The sequence below is a fragment of the Paraburkholderia bannensis genome (assembly GCF_014200455.1).
Taxonomy (GTDB): Bacteria; Pseudomonadota; Gammaproteobacteria; order Burkholderiales; family Burkholderiaceae; genus Paraburkholderia; species Paraburkholderia bannensis_A.
In genome coordinates, this window is the sequence record NZ_JACHBW010000011.1 from 28,896 (window position 1) to 48,163 (window position 19,268).

The following is a 19,268-nucleotide window of genomic DNA, read 5'->3' on the forward strand; positions in this document are numbered from 1 at the left end:
AAACACCGCCCGGCTTCACGCCGATCCGGCATGCACACGCCGCGTCTCTCAGCGCGGCGTGGTCTTCATGTGTCGAAAGAACGCATCGATGCGTTACGACTACTGGATAACGGTCGATGCGGAAAAATCTGAAGGGCATAAATGCACGATCAATCCATCATCGCGTTACGGCAAATTTCGTGCGGCCGCACGGATCAGTTTTTCACCGGGAAAAACCACAGATTGCGGTCGCTATAGCCGAACTGCTGGATGATCGAGGCGAGCGTGCCGTCGGCGCGCATTTCGTCGAGCGCACGCGATACGGCGTGATTCAGATCGACATCGCCCTTGCGCAGCGCGTAACGCGCGTAGCCGTATTCCTGCGGCAAGGGCTTGTAGTCGCTCACCATTTCGATCGCCGACGAGGGATGCTGCTTGAGGAACATGCTGATCTTGATGCCGTCTTCCATGGCGACGTCGATGCGGCCCGCGATCAGATCGGCGAATTCGGCCTCGCTGCTGGTGTAGAGCTTGAGTTCCTTGAGGTCCTTGCGCTCGCCAAGCAACTGGTGATTGATACTGCCGCGCAAGGTGCCGACGGTGCGTCCCGCGAAATCGTCCCAGCTATGAATCTTCAAGGGATTGCCGCGTTGCGTGGCGATGGCCGAGCCGTACCAGTAAGCGGGACTCGTAAACGACACCACGCGCAGGCGCTGCGCGTTGGCGTGCAGATTGTCGACGATGATGTCGGTGCGGCTGGAAAGCAGCGACGGAATCATCGCGTCGAAAGGCATGATGTTCCAGGTGACTTTCGTGATGCCGAGGCGCTTCGTAATTTCCTTGAAGATGCGCACGTCCGCGCCGTCGAACTGATGCGTCTTGTCATCGAGGAACGTCGACGGCGGATCCGCGGCAATCGCCAGCGTCACGCCATTGCGGACCGCGCGTGTATAGGAACCGTCTCCGCCCTGGAAACTCACGCCGACAATGCCCCCATTGTCGTCCGCGTAGGCGCTGGACAAAGGCCCCAGCCCGCCCAGAATGGCGACGAGCGCCAGCACGAATTTGCGCATGAAACACCCCCAGTGTGATTATGTATTAACGACGTAATGAAACAATCGTAATTTCGGTCTTATTACACGCTTTGACTACGTGTTTTTTATTACAGCCTTCTTTTCTCATTCGGCCCGCACTCGACGTGCACTCAACTTCTCAGCGGCCATCGCCGTCCAGACGACGAATCTGCCACGCGCGGCGTGCCCATCTTACGCTCCAGCCAGCGCACGACGAGCGCACTGGGCCACGAGAACGCCAAATATATCGCGCCGATAATCGTAAAGACGGTGGCGTACTGAAAATTCGTCGACGAAATAATTTGCCCCGTGAACATCAGTTCCTTGACGGTCACGATCGACACCAGCGACGTGTCCTTGAAAAGCGAAATGGCGTAATTGCCGAGCGGCGGCACCACGATGCGCAGCGCCTGCGGCAGCACGACCAGCTTGAGCGTCTGGCCGCCGGACATGCCCAGTGCTTTCGCGGCCTCCACCTGGCTCTTCGGCACCGCCTTGATGCCGGCGCGATACACCTCGGCAAGATAGGCCGAGTAATTGATCGACAACCCTGTCACGCCGGCGATGAAGGGATCAAAACGAAGCCCGAACGACGGCAGCACGAAATAAATATAGAACAGCTGCAACAGCGCCGGCGTACCGCGAATCAGCTCGATATAGGCGGCGGCAAGCGTGCGCAGCACGGCACTGTGACTGATTCTGGCGATGGCGAGCACGAGGCCGAAAGGCAGGCTCAGCGCCAGGATGCAGAACGTCAGTTCGAGGCTCGTGAGCGCGCCGCGCAGCAAATCGGGCAGATAGCCGCTCGCGCCGTGAAGATCGAACAGTTCCAGAAGGGTAGTCGGCATGATGGTTCCGCCCGTCTCGCAGGTGCGGGTTCGAAGATCAGCGTGCAGTGATCGAAAAGGCGTCAGTCGAGTACGTCAGTCGCGCACTTCAGTCGCGTACAACAAGCTGCGGCTGCGCGCCGAGCTTGCTGCTGATGCGTTCGGCATAAGCGCGCAGCGTGCGGCCAAGCGCATGCAGATCTTCGTCGCTCAGGCCGGACTTGAGCGTGGTCACGCTGATTGCCGCGACGCCTTCGCCGTCGCGGTTGGTAATCGCCGCACCCACGCAGACCACGCCGATATTGTCTTCTTCGTCGTCGAATGCATAGCCGCGTTCGGCAACGAGGATCAGATCCTTCATCAGTTCGGCGGGCGTCACGCGCGTGTATTGCGTGCGGGCCGGCATGCCGGTATGCGCGAGCAGCTTGACGACGCGCGCTGGCGGCAGCAGCGCCATCAGCGATTTGCCGAGCGCCGAGCAATGCGGCAGTTCGCGTTGCCCCAGCGCGGAGGCGATGCGCACGATGCCCGGTGCATCAACGCGATTGATCGCCACGGCGTAACCGTCGTCGTCGAGCACCGCGAGCCGCGACGTGAGGCCGGTCTCGTCGGTCAGCTCCCGCAGCACCGGCATGGCCACCTGCGAGACGCCCGTATCGGCCGCCGCGCGATCGCCCAGATGCACCAGCGCAAAGCCCAGCCGGTAGCGGCGCGAACCGCCCAGCCGCACGTCGATGACATAGCTGCGCGCAAGCAGCGTTTGCAGCAGCGCGAACGCCGTGCTTTTTGAAACGCCGATGATGGTGGCGATTTCCGCAACCGTTAGCCCTTCGCTGCCACTGGTCCCCAAGGCTTCCAGCACGTCCAGCGCACGGCTGACACTGCGAAGTGCGTAGCGATCTTCGGTGGTTTGAGCTGCTTGTGTCATTTTTATTTCGCGTTCTTCCCGTCGCTGGACCGATCAAAACCTCGGCTCGCTGTGCATGGTCTTTATTGACAGCCGTCAATGTGGAACCTACCATAAATAACACTACCGAACGGCGTTCGGTATAGCCGAACGAAAATAAATCTGGCATCCGTTCGATGCGCGAGTCACTTGATCCGGCGCTCGACCCGAATAGATAGCAACAGGACGTCACAACGCCGGCGATATGCGCATGGCATGCGCGTCACCGCTTTCCGAGGCGAAAACAATGGGAATCATGTCTAAAGGGGGCCTTCAAGTCGGCGCGAGCCCGAAATCATCGGGTGCTCATTCGCACAAACTCGCCCATGACGATATCCGGCACATCAGCTCGATGCTCGGAAGATTGTCTGCGCAGGACATGAAGGAACTGGGTTTGCCGCCGTCGTACTGGCGCAAACGCTTGCGGGATATTGCGCAAAGCCATCAACTATCGAAAGGACAGCTCGGTGAAATAGACCGTCTGATCGGTTCGTTGGAGGCTTAGCGCGTTGAAATAAAGAGGGTGTCGGCGAATTCAATAAAAGAACCTGAGAGAACCGACATCGGCCGATTCAAATAGAGAGCCTGGTATACAGGCCGTCGGCCGGGTCAAGAAAAAAGAACCTGAGAGAGCTTCAATCCAGAAGCTTGAGCACATCGTTTTAGAGCACGAGGGGCAAGCGAACGCCACGGCGTTCGCTGCGCTCGCGAGCCTCGAAGCGGCGCTGGGACGGCAGTGTTGCCCCTTGATCGACAATCGCTTCGAATAGACGCTCGGCGCGTGCCTCGCCGGCCGCGTAGTCAGTGGCCGCAATCCTCACGGCGGAGCACGCCGTTCACGCGGCGCGCGAGACGTTGTGGGTTGGCCCCGCGCAAGGCGGCGGGCAGCAGATCGTCAGGCCAGTCCTGGTACGAAACGGGGCGCAGGAAGCGCTCGATGGCGCGGCCGCCGACCGACGTGGTGCGTGCGTCCGAGGTCGCCGGGAACGGGCCGCCATGCACCATCGCGTAACCGACCTCCACGCCGGTGCCGAGGCCGTTGGCGAGCACGCGGCCGGCCTTGCGCTCAAGGGTGGGGAGTATCGTACGGCAAGCCTCGTGATCGGCTGGTTCCAGATGCACCGACACGGTCAACTGACCTTCGATCGAATCCAGCACGGCGTGCAGTTCGTTCAGGTCCGAACAGCGCACGATCAGCGAAGCCGGGCCGAAGACTTCGGCGCGCAAGGCTTCATCGGCGAGAAAGGCTTGTGCCGATGCGGCGAAGAGCGCGGGCTGGGCGTCGAAAGGGCCGCCCTGCATTTTGTCTTGCTTATTGTCTTGCTCGCTGGCTGCGAGACTTTCGACCTGCGCGGTGCGGGACAAACGCTCAACGCCTGCGCAGTAGTTCGCATGAATGCGGGGCGTGAGCATCGTTTGCGCCGCCGCATCGGCCAGGGCCGCGCCTGCGGCCAGTTCGAATGCGCGCAGCGTTTCACCCTCCACTGCCAGCACGAGGCCCGGATTCGTGCAGAACTGCCCTGCACCCAGCGTAAGCGCCGCCGCGAACTGACGCGCGATCAGCTCGCCGCGCGCGGCCAGGGCATGCGGCAACAGCACGACCGGATTGATCGCGCTCATTTCCGCGTAGACCGGGATCGGCTCCTTGCGCGCGTTCGCGATCTTCATCAGCGCGACGCCCGCCGCGCGCGAACCCGTGAAACCCACGGCCTTGATGCGCGGATCGGCTACGAGGGCACGGCCAATGTCGATGCCGCTATCGAACAGCAGCGAAAACACGCCTTCTGGCAAGCCACATTGCGCCACGGCACGCTGGATCGCGCGTCCGACGAGTTCGGAAGTGCCCGGATGCGCACTGTGCGCTTTCACGACCACCGGGCAACCCGCCGCAAGCGCGGAAGCCGTATCACCGCCAGCCACCGAAAACGCCAACGGAAAATTCGATGCGCCAAACACCGCCACCGGACCCACGGCGATATTGCGCAGACGCAGGTCCACGCGCGGCATGGGCTTGCGTTCAGGCTGCGCCGGATCGATGCGCGCATCGACGTAGTCGCCCTGACGCAGCACCGCCGCGAACAGTTTGAGCTGCCCGGTCGTGCGGGCGCGTTCGCCTTCGAGGCGCGCGCGCGGCAAGCCGGTTTCGGCCATGCAGCGTTCGATCAGGGCGTCACCGATCGATTCGATCTGTTGTCCTATCGTTTCGAGAAATACGGCACGCGCTTCGAGCGAGGTTTCCCGATAAAGATCGAACGCCGCCTCGGCAAGTGCGCAGGCGCGCGCGAGATCGCTGGCGCTTGCGCCACCGAAAGCAGGTTCGAGCGCTTCGCCCGTGCGCGCGTTGACGCCTTTAAAAACGCCGTTTTCGCCGTTCATGCTTGCCGCGCCGATCAACGACTGTCCGGCAATGCTAAAAGTGCTTTCGCTCATGGTGCTTCCTGCAATGGAAAAGCGGGCCGGCGTGGCGCGGTTCAATCACCGAGTCAAGTGCGATGGAGAGGCGTTACTCGTCGTCTTCATCGAGACGCAGATTGCCTTCGTTAAATACATCGCACCAGATCGGCAGCGATGCGAAGAAGTATCGCTGTCCATATTCGGTCAGGCTTGAGGGCTTTCTCGTCTGAGCGTGACGAATTCAGCACAATGATCGATATCGGCGTGCATGAGCGAATGACGCGCACCGGCGCTATCGGGGACAACATCTGGATTTTCGAGCGTGAAACTTGCGAGAACGCCAGGTATTCTTATTCGGCCGGCGTCGCTTGAGGATGCAGCAGCGCACGATATTGACTTGGCGTCAGTCCCACGGTCGCCTTGAATTGACGCGTAAATGCGCTGTGATCGTTATAGCCGCAACGTGTGGCGATTTCGGTGATCGTCGAATCGCTTGCGAGCAGTTCGGATGCTGCGTCCAGGCGTGTCTTCAGCAGCATTTGACGCGGCGTGAGATGAAAGACCTTGTGGAAATAGCGTTCGACCTGTGCCACCGACATATCGATCAGCGTCGCCAGATTCGACAGCTTCAGCGGCTGCGCGTAGTTGTCCTGGATATATTTCGCTGCGAGGGCCACGCGCTGATAGGCCGGATGCGTGCCCTCCGCTGCCTGCAGATCGCGCGAGATACCCGCGACGCCCAGCACGCGACCTTGTGCGTCGTGCAGTGGAACCTTGGAGGTGAGGCACCAGCCGGGCTGCCGCCCCGGATAGAGATGCAGTTCGAGCTGGTCGATCAGGCGGCTGTTATCGCGCACCACCGCTTCGTCCTGCTCCATGTAGATGTGACCGAAGCGCGAGGGAAACACCTCAGCCGCCGTTTTGCCCAGCAATGCGCGGCGATCCTTGCAGCCGCAGCGCGTCGCCAGTGTGGCGTTGACGATCACGTAGCGCGCCTCGTGATCCTTCACGAAGAAAACCACATCGGGCATGGCGTCGAACAACGGTTCGAGCAGGGAGAAATGCGCCACCATCTCCGGAAACGTCGTTTTTGCGCCGAGGGCGGGCAGGAGCAGGTCGGGCATCGCAAGGCGTGGCAAGTCGGGATCGGCTCGATTATGCCTTCGTCACCCGCGCTTGCCCACCTGCAAAGAAATACGGAAGGCGTTTTTTGCACCGCCCGCGTGAGCGCTTCAGGCCTGCGTTTGCGTCTCCATCAAGGTGCCGATGCGCGCGGGCGAGAATGGCGCACGCGGTCCGTTGCGCGACCAGCCCAGACAGAACGCGGCGGCTTCGCCGCAGATCTTGCCCTGGCACGGCCCCATGCCGCAGCGCGTGTGCAGTTTGGCATCTCGCCAGTTGCGATGCTGCGCGGCATCCGCGAAACGCACGTCTTCGCAGCGACATAGCACGGTATCGGGCGTGGCGAGGCCGCGCAATTGCGGATCGAGCGCGAAGGCCGCGTGCATCCGCACAGCGAAGCGACGGTAACGCTCACGCTCGCCAAACAGCGCCCGCGCCTGCGTGACGTTGCCGAGCGCGGCATGTGCCGCAATTTGCCCTTCGAGCGCAGCCAGTTCCATCCCGCCCACGCCCGTGGCTTCGCCCGCAGCATAGACATCGGGCTGGGTGCTTGCCTGCAGATCGTCGACGACGATTGCGGCAACGCCCTGCGTTTCCTCGCTACGGCAGCCCAGCGCCGTACCCAGCACGGTATTGGGCACGAGTCCGTAGGCGCACGCGAGCCGATCGCAGTCGATCTGAATTTGCCTGGCCCCTTGCCGCACCGTTACCTGTGCAAGCTTCCCGTCGCCCTGTGCGGCACACACGTGCGCGCCACAAAGATACGGCGTCGCGCGCAGATCGAAACGCATGCGCGCTGCCTGAACGAGTTTGGCCGGCGTGCGGATGAGCGACGCCGCAAAACCGCGCACCGCCTGCGCCGACGACTGTTCGACAATCGCCGCAATCTGCGCGCCCTGTTCGTGCGCTGTCACTGCGGCAGCCCACAGAAGCGGCCCTGTACCGGCGATCACGATGCGTTCGCCGCGCACCGGCATGCCGCTCTTGATGAGCGCCTGCAAGCCCCCTGCTCCAGTCACGCCCGGCAGCGTCCAGCCCGGATACGGAAGAAAACGCTCGCGCGCGCCGGTCGCGACGATCAGCTTGCCGTAGCCGACGATAAAGCCTCGTTCAGCGTCTTCCACCAGCAGGCGGCCAGCGCCCCGAGCCTGCAAGACACGCGTCCCGTTCAGCCAGGTGATGTTCGCAGCGCCGTGAATCGCGTCGATAGCAATGCGCGCCCGGCCTTTGGCTAGATATTGCGGCCCTTGACGCCAGATCTGGCCGCCGGGCAGCGCGTTGTCGTCGACAATGCCGACCGTCACGCCCGCCTGCGCGGCTACCCTCGCAGCATTCAAACCGGCCGGTCCTGCGCCAATAATAAGGATATCGAAATTCATACCGCAGACCTCGCCGTCCTGATGTCCATGCCTTGCGCACAGAGTGTCTGACAGGCAAGCCGATGGCGCACGCCATCTATCGTCACGCGGCACTCCTGGCACACGCCCATGCCGCACAGCGGCCCGCGTTGCGCGCCGCGCACCGATTCGCGCGTCACTACGCCGGCGTTGCCGGTTGCGATCGCGATGGCGGCCACCACGGCACTGCCGCGCGCGACCTGCACGCTGCGTCCGTCCACATCGAGCGTCAACATTTCAGACATGGCTGACTCCGGCTTCTTCGAAGCGCGCGGGTCGATACGGCGCAGGATCGATCGGCAATACATCGCCCAGCCCGAGCATCTGCGCGGCGATCAGCTTGCCGGTGGCGAGCGCGGTCGTCACGCCCAGGCCCTCATGCCCCGTCGCGAGCCACGTGGACCGATGACAGGTTTCGCTGGCAAATGGCCCGGCTGGGCCGATCAGCGGCAAGCCATCGCTCGTTGCGGGGCGAAAGCCGGTCCACGCGCGAATGGCGTTGAGCGTCGGCAATTCCGGCAGGAATTGTGCGGCACGGCGCAGCATACGCGCGAGGATCCCGGGCTCGATGGCCGGATCGACACTATCGAACTGGCGCGACGATCCGATCAGGATCTGCCCGGTCGGGCGCGGCTGCACATTGAAGGCCACCGACGTGCCGCTCGCGTTATGTGCGCTCTTGATATAGCCGAGTTCCAGAATCTGATGGCGGATCGTGCCCGGATAGCGATCGGTAATGATCAGGTGTCCTTTTTTTTCCTGCATCGGCAGGCCGGGCAACAGATCGGCGGCCTGCAGGCCGTTGGCCAGCAGCACGGCGCCCGTCGCAAGCGTTTCGCCATCGGCCAGCACAACGCCCTGACGATCCACGCGCGCTACCTGTGTATCGAGCCGGCATGTCACACGCCCTTTCACCGGTTGCGCGAGCAGCCACGCGGCGGCGGCCGGTGCATAGACCACGGCGTCGTCGGGGAGCAGCATGCCGCCGCGCAGGCCTTCGCGCAAGGCTGGCTCGGCTTCGCGCACCTGCTGGGCGTCGAGCAGTGTGCACGCCACGCCAGCACCCGTCAGCGCCTGCCGACGTGTTTGCGCGAGTTCGTATTCTTCGTCATCCACGGCCACCCAGAGCGTGCCGCAACGCGCGAACGCCTCGCGCTGCGTCAAGCGCGGCGCGAGATCGAGCCATAAATCTCGCGACCATGCCGACAACGCAAACTCGGCGGGGCTGTCGTCCATCAGCACCAGATGGCCCATGCCCGCCGCGCTCACGCCGCCGCCCACGCCCGCGCGGTCGAGCACCAGCACGTCCGCGCCCTGCTGCGCCAGTTCGTGCGCGCAAGCCGCACCGACGATGCCCGCGCCCACCACGATCACATCGGGACTCGAATGCAAAGGCTTGCTCACGCGCGGATGCCCCATGCGAAAGGATCGTCGGCGGCGAAGATCAGCTTCGCTTCGGCGCTCACGTGGGCGCTGCCGCGAATGCTCGGGCGCACGTATGCGCGGCCCGTGTCTTGCGCGTCTTCGCAAGGCTCGTAACTCGCCTCGAACACGCTGCCGATGATGCTTTCCTGACGCCAGAGCGCGCCGGGCGCGAGCACGGCATCGGCCGCCAGACAGGCGATTTTCGCGCTGGTGCCGGTGCCGCACGGCGAGCGGTCGTAGGCCTTGCCGGGGCACAGCACGAAGTTGCGGCTATCGATGCCAGCCACGCTGGAATCCGCGAACAGTTCGATATGGTCGATCAGCGCGCCGTCTTCGCCCGTGATGCGATTGGCTTCGAGCGCGGCGCGGATCTTCCATGCAGCGTCTGTAAGCGATTCGACGTGGGCGAAATCGAGCGTCTGGCCGTGATCGGCAACGAGGAAGAACCAGTTGCCGCCCCACGCGATATCGCCATGCACGCGGCCGAGGCCCGGCACGTCCAGCGGCACCTCCGAGCGATAACGGTAAGCGGGGACGTTATGCACGCTCACGCTGCCGTCGTGGTGCAATTCGGCTTCGACCACGCCCACGGGGGTTTCGACGCGATGCACGCCAGGCGCGATGCGGCCCAGATGCGCAAGCGAAACGATCAAACCGATCGTGCCGTGCCCGCACATGCCGAGAAAACCCACGTTATTGAAGAAAATCACCCCGGCCGAGCAACTGGGATCGTGCGGTTCGCAGAGCAGCGCGCCGACCATCACATCGGAGCCGCGCGGCTCGTTGACCACGCCGGCGCGCACATGAGCGAAATCGCGCCGAAAGATTTCAAGCCGCTCAGCGAGCGGGCCACGGCCCAGATCGGGGCCGCCTTCAACGACGAGCCGCGTAGGCTCGCCGCCGGTATGGGAGTCGATAACGGTAACGGTGTTCATGTCGACAATCGTAGGCATCGCCCGCAAGGCCGTCTTGCTCGAACGGCCCCGCAGCGATGACGATTTCTGCACAGGGCGCGGGCCGCCTTGCCGCCTTTATTTCGTGCCCACGGTCTGCAACGGCTTCCATGCGCCGTTGACGACCTTGTACACAGTCACGCCGCCATACTTGAGATCGCCATACTGATCGTAGGCCAGCTCGCTGGTGGTGACGCCCTTCATGTTGGTCGCCTTCAGCGCGGTGAGAAAGACGTGCGGATCGGTGGAGTCGGACTTCTTCATCGCGTTGAACACGGCCATGGTGCCGTCGTAGGCATACGGCGCGTACAACTCCACGGGCTGGTTGAAGCGCTTCGCATAGCGCTCGCCGAAGGCCTTGCCGCCCGGCATCTGCGCCAGCGGGCTGCCTTCCGATGCGGCTAGCGTCCCTTCCGAAGCCTCGCCCGCCACCTTGATGAGATTATCGGACTGCAGCATATCCGGGCCGATCAGCACGGATTTGATCGCCAGCGAGCGCATCTGCTTGAGCATCGGCGCGGCCTGCGTATCGGCGCCGCCGTAGAAGACGGCATCGGGATTCGAGGCCTTGATTTTGGTGAGAATCGCACGGAAATCCACCGCCTTGTCGCTCGTATATTCTTCGTCCACGACCGTTGCGCCCGCTGCCCTGGCAGCCTTGGTGAACTCTTGCGCCACGCCCTGGCCGTATGCGGTACGGTCGTCGACGATCGCGAGGCGCTTGAATTTGAGGCCCTTCACGGCGTAATCGCCCAGCACGCTGCCAAGCTGCGTATCCGACGTCAGCAGACGGAACGTGGTGGGCAGACCCAGACGCGTATAGGTGGGCGATGTCGCCATCGCGATCTGCGGCGTGCCCGCTTTCGCGTAGATCGGCGCGGCCGGAATGCTGGTGCCCGAGTTGTAGTGGCCGATCACCGCGACCACGCCATCGTCCACCAGCTTCTGCGCGACGGTGGTGCCGGTGCGCGGGTCGGCCTGATCGTCCTGGGCGTCCAGCACGAAACGCACGGGCTTGCCGCCGATGACGGGATTGGTCGCGTTCATGTCCTCGATCGCGAGTTGAACGCCGCTGCGGAAATCCGCGCCGTAGTGCGCCTGACCGCCCGTGAGCGGCGCTGCAAAACCGATCTTGATATCGACCGGCGATGCCGCAAAGGAGCAAGGTGCGCCAGCCAGGGCCAGGCCCATGACCAACGCGCTGGAAATAGCCGTGCGCTGAAATTGCATTGTTGTCGTGCTCCTCGATAATGGAAAACCCCGTGCCCGGCAGCCTTATTGGCTCAGTGGCGCAATGGGTGTTGCGGGTACTCGCCTCGCGCTGTTCCGGCTTGACCGGTAGTGGGCTGAGAGCAATATAAGATTCCAAAAACCGAGGAGTCTTGACGAAATTCGACAGTAGAAATGCAGAAATCGGCATAGCGCCGATCAGCATGTCCTTAATGAAGCCGACAAAAAAAGCGCCCACTGGGCGCTTTCGTTTGCTGCATTGCGGCGGTTGCGAGGACGGTCTGTGGCGCCAAGGCCTCAGGCACTCACCTCTTTGGACCAGCCCGCGTACCAGTTGCGGAACAACGCATACTGGGTTTGGGCATAGTTGCGCTGCGCGTCGCTCAGGACATCGGTCTCGTTGAAATGCAGCGTGTATTCCGTCGCGCCGTTCAGGACCATCAGATACTTGTAGTAGAGAACCAGATCGGCGCCTTCGTCGAACGACGACAGCACCGCGAGCGCGGATTCCAGTTCGCGCGCCTGGCGACGCGCGGTGACATCCCCCTTGGCTGCCTTGCGGCACAGGTCGACCAGTTGCAGGACTTCACGCGGCAGCGCATTGCCGATGCCAGTGATTGCGCCCGTCGCGCCGCAATTCACGAAGCCATGGAAAACCTGCGTATCGACGCCTGCCATCAGCGTGACGCTGTCGTCCTGGCTGGTGATGTGCTCGGCGGCGTAACGCATGTCCGCAGCGCCGCCAAATTCCTTGAAGCCAATCAGATTCGGATACTTCGCGCGCAGTTCGAAGAACAGGTCGGCGCGTGTGGCGAAGCCATAGTATGGGCTGTTGTAGATCACGGCGGGCAGCGCGGGCGCGGCTTCGAGAATCGCAGCGAAATGCGCTTTCTGCGCCGCGGCGCTCGCGCCACGCGACAGCACGCGTGGGATCACCATCAAGCCGCCGGCCCCCACCTTCGCCGCGTGCGCAGCATGAGAAACCGCTTCTTTCGAGTTGACCGCACCCGTACCGACGATGGTCGGAATGCCGGCCGCTACCAGACGCGCCACGCCTTCCTGACGCTGCGCTTCACTCAGCAGCGGCCAGTCGCCCATCGAGCCGCAGTAAACGACCGCCGACATGCCGATATCGATCAACTCGCGCCCCTTGGCGACGAGCGCGTCGAAATCAGGCGTGCGCTCTGCCGTGCACGGCGTCATGAGGGCCGGAATCGTACCCGTGAAGATGTTGTTGCTCATGGTGTTCTATGGATCCTCAATAATCTGGAAGCCGCAAGGCGGATTGCTCGCTCGTAGAACACGCCGCCTCGTAGCTGAGCCGAATTCCGCGACTGTGTTCATGGCGGTAATCGTAGGCAAGGCAAAAATGGCCGTCTTGTTTCCGTAGCCCGGTTCTGATGACGATTTCTGCATAGGGGCATGGGCTACGCTCGCTCGGCGCCGCAAGCGTCTGGGCTGCGCGCGGGATCGGCGTGATTTGGTGCAGGCATTCGTCCGCGCAGCCTTTGACGCGAGGCGTGCGCACGTGATCGTAGAGATACGCGTCTTGGACAGGCTCCTCCTGATGATGTCGTGGCACGCGTGAAGCCGGGTGCAAAAACGTCGTCAAAACCGGCGATTTGGACCTGTCCGCATTTTCGTGTGCAAGGCAACACCGCGCGCCTGCAGATGCAGCGCAACACTCACGCCGACGATGTCAGTGCCCAGCAAGATCGCGTCCATGCTCATGCCTTTCATCTGGAGTCCAAATTGCTTATCCAGACACGCGGCGCAGCATCCGGAAGGCCACGCCCCGTGCTCACTGCATCGTTTGGGCAAACAGCCGTCGTCGATTCGCGTGTTCCTGGACAATGACGTTCCCGCTACCCACTTCGAGGCGGAAATGAGCGCACGCCTAAATCCCTTCCCCTCTCCTTCCCTCAGACGATTCCACTCGTTGACCGGCCTGCTCCTCGCAAGCACGCGCCAGGCGTTGCAACCGTCGCTCCGGCGACCGCCAGTGGCCACCCGTTGCACGGTCGCCCTGGCGGCGGGCGTGGCGCTCGCGCTTGCCGCTTGCGCGCCGGCGACGCCGACGCAGTCCCAGTCTCTTGAGCCCGAAGTCGCCAACCTTTCGCCACTGGCCAGCCAGCTATTCACGGGCCACAATCAGGCTGGCGCATACTACTCGCTGGATGCGAAGGCGACCTTTGCCATCGATGCACCCGGCAAACTGCGCCTGCTGGATGTGCGTTCCGGCGAACCCGTTGCTGGGCCCGCCGATATGCAGGGCGAGACGATGTCGACGGCATGCAAGCCCTTTGGCGCGGTGGCAAACCAGCGCACGACATGGTTTCCTTACACGGGCGTATTCGTGCGCGGCGGCACGCTTGCCGCCGTTTCTTCCCGTGGCGGCAATATCGGCATCAAGTCGTTATCGGCGCGTAACGATGGCGCGATGATCTACACCGGCCACGACGCGGACAAAATCGAATTCTTCTACGCGCCATGCGTCGGCGCTCAACGCGTCACACGCGGCTGGCGAACCCAGCGCTACATTCCGGACGGCACGGTGCTGCGCGTGCGCGCGGACACCGGCATGCGCGTCGACCTGCAACTGCCGCAACGTTTCGTTCCCTACGTGCTGCTGCGTTATCGCTCGGGGGCCATCATCCCGGTGCCCATGCGCGTGGTGCTTGCCACCGTCGACTTGAGCAGCCGGCGCGTCGTGCTGCAATACCAGAGTACCTTTGCTGCGGCAGCGCCGATCCGCAAGATCGAAATGCGGCTGATTACGCCGGGCGGCCTGCCATCGTCGGGTGAAACCGCTGCGCGCTATCAGGAGCGCACCCAGGCCTTGATGGACGATCTGGCCGCCTGCCCGCCGCCGCAAGCACACGCAATCGAAACCTGCGCCACGCCGACACGCATGCCGAATCCGCTGATTTACTATTCATCGGCGGAGCTTGCCAGCCAACGGAAGACAGCGGCGGCTAAAATTTCGCCGTAGGCAGCCACGGCGGGCGACGCCGGTTCTCAGAAAAGGCCGCCGTGCCGGGCGTGCCGTGCCGGGGGCAACGAAGCCTTCGCGCGACGTGCGCCGCGAGTCGAAAAGCACGTGGTCGTGCGTGAAAATGGCTGCGAATCGCTTTTCTCGTCTTCTTGATGTACCCGGCGACTTGGGCCACGTACAAAAAACGATTCGATTTGTCTCCTCCGTGTTTCCGGATATGAATTCAGCCCGCACAATTGGCGGGCTTTCTCTTTAACGGGCGCGCTTTGGGGCAGCCTACGGCGCGGCTGCCGCTCACGGTCGGATGCTCAACGACGGGTAATCAGTCGCACAAGATCGTCGCGCATTCCGGAAATGTCCAGCACATGCTGCGCGCGCGTGAGTGCGACGTACAGCAGACGGATCTCGTCCTCCTCGGGAACCGGACTGCCATCGGCACCACGAAAGCGGAAGTCGTTCGCTACCCTCACCCGCTTCCACTCCAGTCCCTTGGCCCGATGCACCGTTGAAATGACGTAATCCGCCAGCTGACCGGACGCACTGTGCTGCGCAAGCGATCGCAGATAACCGGTGCCCAGTTCGTCGACGATCTGCACCAGCGGCACTAAATCCTGGCCGAACGGCGTGCGCGAGAACGCCTGCGCATCAGCCCAGTTTTCGAACAGGGAAAACGCCGCTGGCTTGAATGCGCGCTGCCCGGCCAGCAAGAGATCGGCGCCATCGGCGAACGCCGTGATCTCGGCGGCGCTCATCCTGATCGCCGGACGGTGCCCGGCCTCCAGCCCGGCGGCCAGTTGCCAGATCGCCGTCACGTTCTTGCGGCACAGCACGGCATCGACCGGGGGCGCGATCGAAGGATCCTCGACCAGCATGGAACCGATGGCGCTCTGACCGCGCAGCGGCACAGGCTCGCCGAGGCGGCTGAGCAGACGGCTGGCCAGTGCGGCGATGCTCGTGCCAAACCGGAACGATTCCGTGAGCGCGCATTCGGGAGCAGCGATCTGCGACATGGCATTGATCGCGCCACGCCACTCATAGATCTGCTGGTACGGATCGCCCACGTAGATCACCTGCGCGTGGCGCTGTCGCGCAAGCACGGACAGCATGACGGCGTCGCTATCCTGCGCCTCGTCAAACAGGATGAAATCGGCTTCGATCCGCGGCTCGGACATTGCCCAAAGCTTGAGCACGACGTCGGGTGAGACCGCACTGCGGGAGCCGGCCGCTACGCTCTCCTCCCAAAGCCGGCGAACCGCAGGCAGCAGCCAGGCGCGCAATTCGGCAGCAACCGCCTCGTCGATCTTTTCGTCAACCACCACGTGACGCACGTCCGGCTCCGTGTCGGCCGAACGGCAGAAGCGCCCGAGCGCATCGGCAATCAGACGTCCGGTCTCGAACGGCAGAATCTCCACGCGCCGCCCGGTCACCGTGCGCGCCTCGATTGCGCCGATACCGAAGCGCGCAGCCAGCCTATGCGGTGGCTCGGGTTCCAGATTGCCCCGGCTTCTGAGCTGCGCGTCGACTGCGGACCACGCATGAGCGTGCATCGTGCGCGAGGCGACGTGCGCCGGAAACCGGCGCGCCGCCGCATCCGCGATGGCACGATTGAATGCCAGATAGAGTCCGCGACGCCCTTCCAGCCGTTGCGCGACCAGACCAAGGGTCGAGGTTTTGCCAGCCCCCGCGTAGGCCTTGATCTTGAGGTTGCCGCCGCGGTGGGCGGCATCTACCGCGATAACCTGCTCTGCAGTCGGAGCGAATGCCCGGCTCATGCCGATCCAACCGCCATACGCGGCTGGGCCAGCAAGGCATCGCGCTCCGCAGCGCGGGTGGCGCCCTCGCCGTCGACGCCGTCGCGTGCATTCATCCCGGCCCAGGCGACTTGCTGCGCTGTCGTCATGACAGCCAGGGCATTACGGATGATGTGATGGGCCATCCGCAGTTCATGGACGAGCAAACTTTTCTCCGCTTGCAGGGTGGCAATTTCGAGGTCTGCCGGATCAATGGACATTGCAGTTCCTTCAGAGGGAGGACGGGTACGGCATTCTCGCATGCGCCTCGCTGTACATTGCGGCACGCTTTCTGCTCCGAGTGCCATGCGTCGCAGGACTACACGCTTCGCGTCGGCGTGACGTCTTGCAAGGTGGTGGTCATGGGCTACCCGATCCATCGCCTCCATTCGTCAAACTCCGGCGTCGTGTCGATCCCGGCTCGCCCGTACAGCGCAACCGAAAGTTCTACAACCGTCCGGTTCTACCTGCCCGGAAGTTGCAAGGTGACACGCACCAAAGCATTCGATACTTGAGCGCGTGGCCACACTCGGTCAAGTGACGATTGAAGCATCGAGCACGGCAATACCTCACGCCTTCAGATATCTCAATGGAGCCACACAATGAACGTTCTTTGGCGCTGCTTTACGATCGTCCATGCGCTCATGGCAGCCCTTTTCACTGTCGCGGCGCTGATGCTGATTGCGATTGCCGCACGAACTGGATGGGCGGCGTTCGCGGGTCAGTGGGATCAGATGAGCGCGCAGTCCATCATTGAGGCGATAGGGCTGCTAGCCGGCGCTGTCGTCGCCATACAGATCGCCGAGACCATTGTGGAAGAGGAAGTGATCCGCGAGGCTGACGTCAGCGGACCGACACGTGTCCGGCGATTCATGTCCCGCTTCCTCGTTGTAGTGGTCGTCGCGCTGGCCATAGAGGGCCTTGTTGCAACATTCAAGGCGCTACATCAGCAGCCATCCGAACTACGGTATGCCGCGGAGCTGATTGTTGCCACCGCCGCGCTTCTGGCAGCCTGGGGCGTGTTTGTTCACCTCAACCGCTCCGCGGAAGAGCTGGAACCGGAGGCGATGGAGAAAGCGAAGCGGGAGGACGCGAAAGTGCAATAGCTTCGATCGACCCGTGGGCCGCCCCGGCGATTTTCGATGGTTTCGACCGACGGCGGATCGCGGGCATGCCCGGTGCTGATGTTCTTCGGCCACGACCAATCAGGCGATGAACATGACTGTACATATTCCACTTTCGGCTACGACCGGCGCGCAGATCCTCGTGGCGTAACCGGCGACGGCCCCGGACCCGAGGTGATGGTGGCCTCCACAGCGGTGGCAACGCGCACGATCCGCTCATCTGATCGGCCTCAGGAGTGCTGGAAACAAAGCACCGGCGAGAGCCGGTGCTTTTGATATTTCGGACAGGACAAACGGCAAGGGAAGCCGGGATCAGGCGCGAGGAAGACCACTGGGCGCGGCAGCCGCTCCCGGTACCCGGGTACGGATGGCGGATTGAGTGGCGCCGGAAGTCAGGCGATATCGATCGGGGTGCTGGCTGCCTGCACAGGCTCCGTTTTCGGAATGGTCAAAGTGAGGACACCGTTATCGAATTTCGCGAGGGCTCGACCTGGATCGGAGTACTCGGGCATCGGAATCGTGCGTTCGAAGCGTCCATAGGCTCTCTCCAGCCTGTAGCAACCATTTTCTTCCCTGTGCACATCCTGCTTCTTCTCGCCGCGCAGCACGATTGCACCGCCCTCGACGCTCACCTGTACGTCCTCGCGCTCAATGCCAGGCAGTTCAGCCGTAACGCGAAGAACCGGTCCTTCATCCACGACATCAATGCGGGGCTGAAAGCGCGAAGGACTGAAATCACCGAACCACCGCTCCAACGCACTGCGTCCGTCAACGGGATCGTGGATCAATTCCTCGATCGCGCGCCATGGTTCACGCAGCAACACCCGTGCAACGTCTGACAACGGGATTCTCGACTGCTCTCTTGCGTTTGTCCGAGAGCTTTCAAGCCGCTCGGCGTCGGACTCGCCCGTTCTCCCTCGCAGAAATTTGAAGGGATTCCATTTGTTCGGCTCAAGACTCATGGTACAGGCCTCCAAAACAGGGGACGAAGATCGCAGGCAATTCGATCGCCGACCTGGTACCTGCGCCCCGCCCCGAAACACGCCTGGCGACGAACCCGGCATCAACGGAGCGGGCAATGCAGTGGAACAATGTTCGGACCTGCCGCGCAACTTGTTAATCCACGCTCACTTCGATACGGCGCGGCTTCGCCTGCTCCCGTCGCGGAATGGTCAGCTTGAGAACCCCGTCTCGCAACTGCGCATCGATGCCAGCAACGTCGAAGTCCGGACCGATCTTGAATGCGCGCCAGAAATGCGGGTGCCGCACTTCGCCGTGCTGGAGTCGCAAACCGGCTGGCGACGGGATGACGGCTTCCGCCTCGATGGTCAAACTGCCGTCCTGCACCCGCACATCCAGTTTTTCCCGGGGCACACCCGGCAGATCGGCAAATAGCGTAATGCCCTGGCTGTCTTCCAGGATGTCGACCGGCGGCGCGACCCGGGTTACCTGCCTGGCCGCCTGCGCACCGGTCGGCGCTGCGGTGCCGTTGCTGGACTGGCGAGGGGCGAGATCGGTGCTAACGTTCATGAGTGACTCCTTATTGCTGGTTTCATGAATTACTGGACTGAGATCGCACGCGGCCGGGAAGCCTCCAGACGTCCAATACTGATAGTCAGACATCCGTTTGTGTAACGCGCGGTGACCTTATCGGGATCGGCATGCTCCGGCAGTTCAATGACCCGCCGGAATGCGCCCATGAACCGCTCCCGCGCATATACCCGGGCCTCATCGCCCTGCGCTTGCGCAGGCTTGCGTTCACCACTGATCGTCAAGAGTCCCTTGTCGATCGTGATATCGAGCCTGGAAGCATCGATGCCGGGAGCGAATGCGACGACTTCAACGCTGTCGTCCGTGCCGCCAATGTTGAGAAGCGGAAAGGTCTCGCTGCGCGTCGCGCGCAGGCTTGAGGGCAACCCTGGAAGAAGACTCGCTACCTGCCGTTGCAGCCGGTCGAACTCGGCGAGCAGGTCGTTGCTGAAGAAGGGATCGCTCATGGTCTGGCTCCTTGAA

The 19,268-nt window shown here is 62.8% G+C and carries 20 protein-coding genes; 4 read left to right on the plus strand and 16 right to left on the minus strand.

From position 1 onward, the window contains the following. Positions 1–194: 194 nt before the first annotated feature. The 3 genes from F4827_RS18915 to F4827_RS18925 form a co-directional block, all read right to left on the minus strand. Positions 195–1,052: an ABC transporter substrate-binding protein gene (locus F4827_RS18915; protein ID WP_183725883.1), complete on the minus strand. Its 858-nt coding sequence runs from the start codon at positions 1,050–1,052 to the stop codon at positions 195–197. Between the two features lie 131 nt (positions 1,053–1,183). After that, on the minus strand, positions 1,184–1,900 hold the full coding sequence (locus F4827_RS18920; RefSeq protein ID WP_183725885.1) for an amino acid ABC transporter permease: 717 nt from the start codon (positions 1,898–1,900) through the stop codon (positions 1,184–1,186). 88 nt (positions 1,901–1,988) lie between these two features. Then, positions 1,989–2,807 carry an IclR family transcriptional regulator gene (locus F4827_RS18925; RefSeq protein WP_183725887.1) on the minus strand — a complete coding sequence of 273 codons (819 nt, stop codon included), beginning with the start codon at positions 2,805–2,807 and terminating at the stop codon, positions 1,989–1,991. A gap of 265 nt (positions 2,808–3,072) precedes the next feature. Between F4827_RS18925 and F4827_RS18930 the strand changes: the two genes are divergently transcribed. Then, positions 3,073–3,330: a hypothetical protein gene (locus F4827_RS18930; protein WP_183725889.1), complete on the plus strand. Its 258-nt coding sequence runs from the start codon at positions 3,073–3,075 to the stop codon at positions 3,328–3,330. 296 nt (positions 3,331–3,626) lie between these two features. Here the strand turns inward: F4827_RS18930 and F4827_RS18940 are convergent, their stop codons facing one another. The 8 genes from F4827_RS18940 to F4827_RS18975 all read right to left on the minus strand — a co-directional run bounded on the left by F4827_RS18940 (position 3,627) and on the right by F4827_RS18975 (position 12,588). Next, positions 3,627–5,255, minus strand: a complete 1,629-nt coding sequence (locus F4827_RS18940; RefSeq protein ID WP_183725891.1) for an aldehyde dehydrogenase (NADP(+)) — start codon at positions 5,253–5,255, stop codon at positions 3,627–3,629. A 314-nt stretch (positions 5,256–5,569) separates the two neighbouring features. Beyond that, on the minus strand, positions 5,570–6,343 hold the full coding sequence (locus F4827_RS18945; protein ID WP_260175299.1) for an AraC family transcriptional regulator: 774 nt from the start codon (positions 6,341–6,343) through the stop codon (positions 5,570–5,572). A 108-nt stretch (positions 6,344–6,451) separates the two neighbouring features. Beyond that, complete coding sequence (locus F4827_RS18950) at positions 6,452–7,720, minus strand: FAD-dependent oxidoreductase (RefSeq protein ID WP_183725893.1); 1,269 nt, start codon at positions 7,718–7,720, stop codon at positions 6,452–6,454. Beyond that, entirely contained in the window at positions 7,717–7,983 is a 267-nt protein-coding gene (locus tag F4827_RS18955; protein ID WP_183725895.1) for a 2Fe-2S iron-sulfur cluster-binding protein, read from the minus strand. Before F4827_RS18955 ends, F4827_RS18950 begins: the two co-directional genes overlap by 4 nt. Further along, on the minus strand, positions 7,976–9,157 hold the full coding sequence (locus tag F4827_RS18960) for an FAD-binding oxidoreductase (RefSeq protein WP_183725897.1): 1,182 nt from the start codon (positions 9,155–9,157) through the stop codon (positions 7,976–7,978). Before F4827_RS18960 ends, F4827_RS18955 begins: the two co-directional genes overlap by 8 nt. After that, a complete protein-coding gene (locus F4827_RS18965) occupies positions 9,139–10,107 on the minus strand; it encodes a 4-hydroxyproline epimerase (protein ID WP_311673944.1) in 969 nt (322 codons plus the stop codon). Before F4827_RS18965 ends, F4827_RS18960 begins: the two co-directional genes overlap by 19 nt. Positions 10,108–10,194: 87 nt before the next feature. Then, positions 10,195–11,346 (minus strand): branched-chain amino acid ABC transporter substrate-binding protein, encoded by a 1,152-nt coding sequence (locus F4827_RS18970; RefSeq protein ID WP_183725901.1) that lies wholly within the window; start codon positions 11,344–11,346, stop codon positions 10,195–10,197. 297 nt (positions 11,347–11,643) lie between these two features. After that, positions 11,644–12,588 (minus strand): dihydrodipicolinate synthase family protein, encoded by a 945-nt coding sequence (locus F4827_RS18975; RefSeq protein ID WP_183725903.1) that lies wholly within the window; start codon positions 12,586–12,588, stop codon positions 11,644–11,646. A 481-nt stretch (positions 12,589–13,069) separates the two neighbouring features. On the opposite strand from F4827_RS18975, the gene F4827_RS18980 reads away from it, so the two are divergent. After that, positions 13,070–14,338 carry a hypothetical protein gene (locus F4827_RS18980; RefSeq protein WP_260184601.1) on the plus strand — a complete coding sequence of 423 codons (1,269 nt, stop codon included), beginning with the start codon at positions 13,070–13,072 and terminating at the stop codon, positions 14,336–14,338. A 311-nt stretch (positions 14,339–14,649) separates the two neighbouring features. Here the strand turns inward: F4827_RS18980 and F4827_RS18985 are convergent, their stop codons facing one another. Together F4827_RS18985 and F4827_RS18990 are read right to left on the minus strand one after the other, a co-directional pair. Continuing rightward, a complete protein-coding gene (locus F4827_RS18985; protein WP_183725907.1) occupies positions 14,650–16,113 on the minus strand; it encodes a UvrD-helicase domain-containing protein in 1,464 nt (487 codons plus the stop codon). Beyond that, complete coding sequence (locus F4827_RS18990) at positions 16,110–16,352, minus strand: hypothetical protein (protein WP_183725909.1); 243 nt, start codon at positions 16,350–16,352, stop codon at positions 16,110–16,112. Before F4827_RS18990 ends, F4827_RS18985 begins: the two co-directional genes overlap by 4 nt. Before the next feature lie 381 nt (positions 16,353–16,733). Between F4827_RS18990 and F4827_RS18995 the strand changes: the two genes are divergently transcribed. Then, positions 16,734–17,237, plus strand: coding sequence for a hypothetical protein (locus F4827_RS18995; RefSeq protein ID WP_183725911.1), 504 nt, complete (start codon positions 16,734–16,736; stop codon positions 17,235–17,237). A 36-nt stretch (positions 17,238–17,273) separates the two neighbouring features. Beyond that, a complete protein-coding gene (locus F4827_RS19000) occupies positions 17,274–17,531 on the plus strand; it encodes a hypothetical protein (protein WP_183725913.1) in 258 nt (85 codons plus the stop codon). Positions 17,532–17,647: 116 nt separating this feature from the next. On the opposite strand, the gene F4827_RS19005 is transcribed toward F4827_RS19000, so the two are convergent. The 3 genes from F4827_RS19005 to F4827_RS19015 all read right to left on the minus strand — a co-directional run bounded on the left by F4827_RS19005 (position 17,648) and on the right by F4827_RS19015 (position 19,252). Continuing rightward, positions 17,648–18,217: an Hsp20/alpha crystallin family protein gene (locus F4827_RS19005; protein WP_183725915.1), complete on the minus strand. Its 570-nt coding sequence runs from the start codon at positions 18,215–18,217 to the stop codon at positions 17,648–17,650. Between the two features lie 154 nt (positions 18,218–18,371). Then, complete coding sequence (locus F4827_RS19010; RefSeq protein ID WP_183725917.1) at positions 18,372–18,785, minus strand: Hsp20/alpha crystallin family protein; 414 nt, start codon at positions 18,783–18,785, stop codon at positions 18,372–18,374. Between the two features lie 29 nt (positions 18,786–18,814). Next, positions 18,815–19,252, minus strand: coding sequence for an Hsp20/alpha crystallin family protein (locus tag F4827_RS19015; RefSeq protein WP_183725919.1), 438 nt, complete (start codon positions 19,250–19,252; stop codon positions 18,815–18,817). Positions 19,253–19,268: the final 16 nt, after the last annotated feature.

Coding starts and splice junctions, on each gene's coding strand:
- F4827_RS18915 (WP_183725883.1), bottom strand. CDS start 1,052: ATGCGCAAATTCGTGCTGGCGCTCGTCGCCATTCTGGGCGGGCTGGGG.
- F4827_RS18920 (WP_183725885.1), bottom strand. CDS start 1,900: ATGCCGACTACCCTTCTGGAACTGTTCGATCTTCACGGCGCGAGCGGC.
- F4827_RS18925 (WP_183725887.1), bottom strand. CDS start 2,807: ATGACACAAGCAGCTCAAACCACCGAAGATCGCTACGCACTTCGCAGT.
- F4827_RS18930 (WP_183725889.1), top strand. CDS start 3,073: ATGGGAATCATGTCTAAAGGGGGCCTTCAAGTCGGCGCGAGCCCGAAA.
- F4827_RS18940 (WP_183725891.1), bottom strand. CDS start 5,255: ATGAGCGAAAGCACTTTTAGCATTGCCGGACAGTCGTTGATCGGCGCG.
- F4827_RS18945 (WP_260175299.1), bottom strand. CDS start 6,343: ATGCCCGACCTGCTCCTGCCCGCCCTCGGCGCAAAAACGACGTTTCCG.
- F4827_RS18950 (WP_183725893.1), bottom strand. CDS start 7,720: ATGAATTTCGATATCCTTATTATTGGCGCAGGACCGGCCGGTTTGAAT.
- F4827_RS18955 (WP_183725895.1), bottom strand. CDS start 7,983: ATGTCTGAAATGTTGACGCTCGATGTGGACGGACGCAGCGTGCAGGTC.
- F4827_RS18960 (WP_183725897.1), bottom strand. CDS start 9,157: ATGGGGCATCCGCGCGTGAGCAAGCCTTTGCATTCGAGTCCCGATGTG.
- F4827_RS18970 (WP_183725901.1), bottom strand. CDS start 11,346: ATGCAATTTCAGCGCACGGCTATTTCCAGCGCGTTGGTCATGGGCCTG.
- F4827_RS18975 (WP_183725903.1), bottom strand. CDS start 12,588: ATGAGCAACAACATCTTCACGGGTACGATTCCGGCCCTCATGACGCCG.
- F4827_RS18980 (WP_260184601.1), top strand. CDS start 13,070: ATGCTCATGCCTTTCATCTGGAGTCCAAATTGCTTATCCAGACACGCG.
- F4827_RS18985 (WP_183725907.1), bottom strand. CDS start 16,113: ATGAGCCGGGCATTCGCTCCGACTGCAGAGCAGGTTATCGCGGTAGAT.
- F4827_RS18990 (WP_183725909.1), bottom strand. CDS start 16,352: ATGTCCATTGATCCGGCAGACCTCGAAATTGCCACCCTGCAAGCGGAG.
- F4827_RS18995 (WP_183725911.1), top strand. CDS start 16,734: ATGAACGTTCTTTGGCGCTGCTTTACGATCGTCCATGCGCTCATGGCA.
- F4827_RS19000 (WP_183725913.1), top strand. CDS start 17,274: ATGGTTTCGACCGACGGCGGATCGCGGGCATGCCCGGTGCTGATGTTC.
- F4827_RS19005 (WP_183725915.1), bottom strand. CDS start 18,217: ATGAGTCTTGAGCCGAACAAATGGAATCCCTTCAAATTTCTGCGAGGG.
- F4827_RS19010 (WP_183725917.1), bottom strand. CDS start 18,785: ATGAACGTTAGCACCGATCTCGCCCCTCGCCAGTCCAGCAACGGCACC.
- F4827_RS19015 (WP_183725919.1), bottom strand. CDS start 19,252: ATGAGCGATCCCTTCTTCAGCAACGACCTGCTCGCCGAGTTCGACCGG.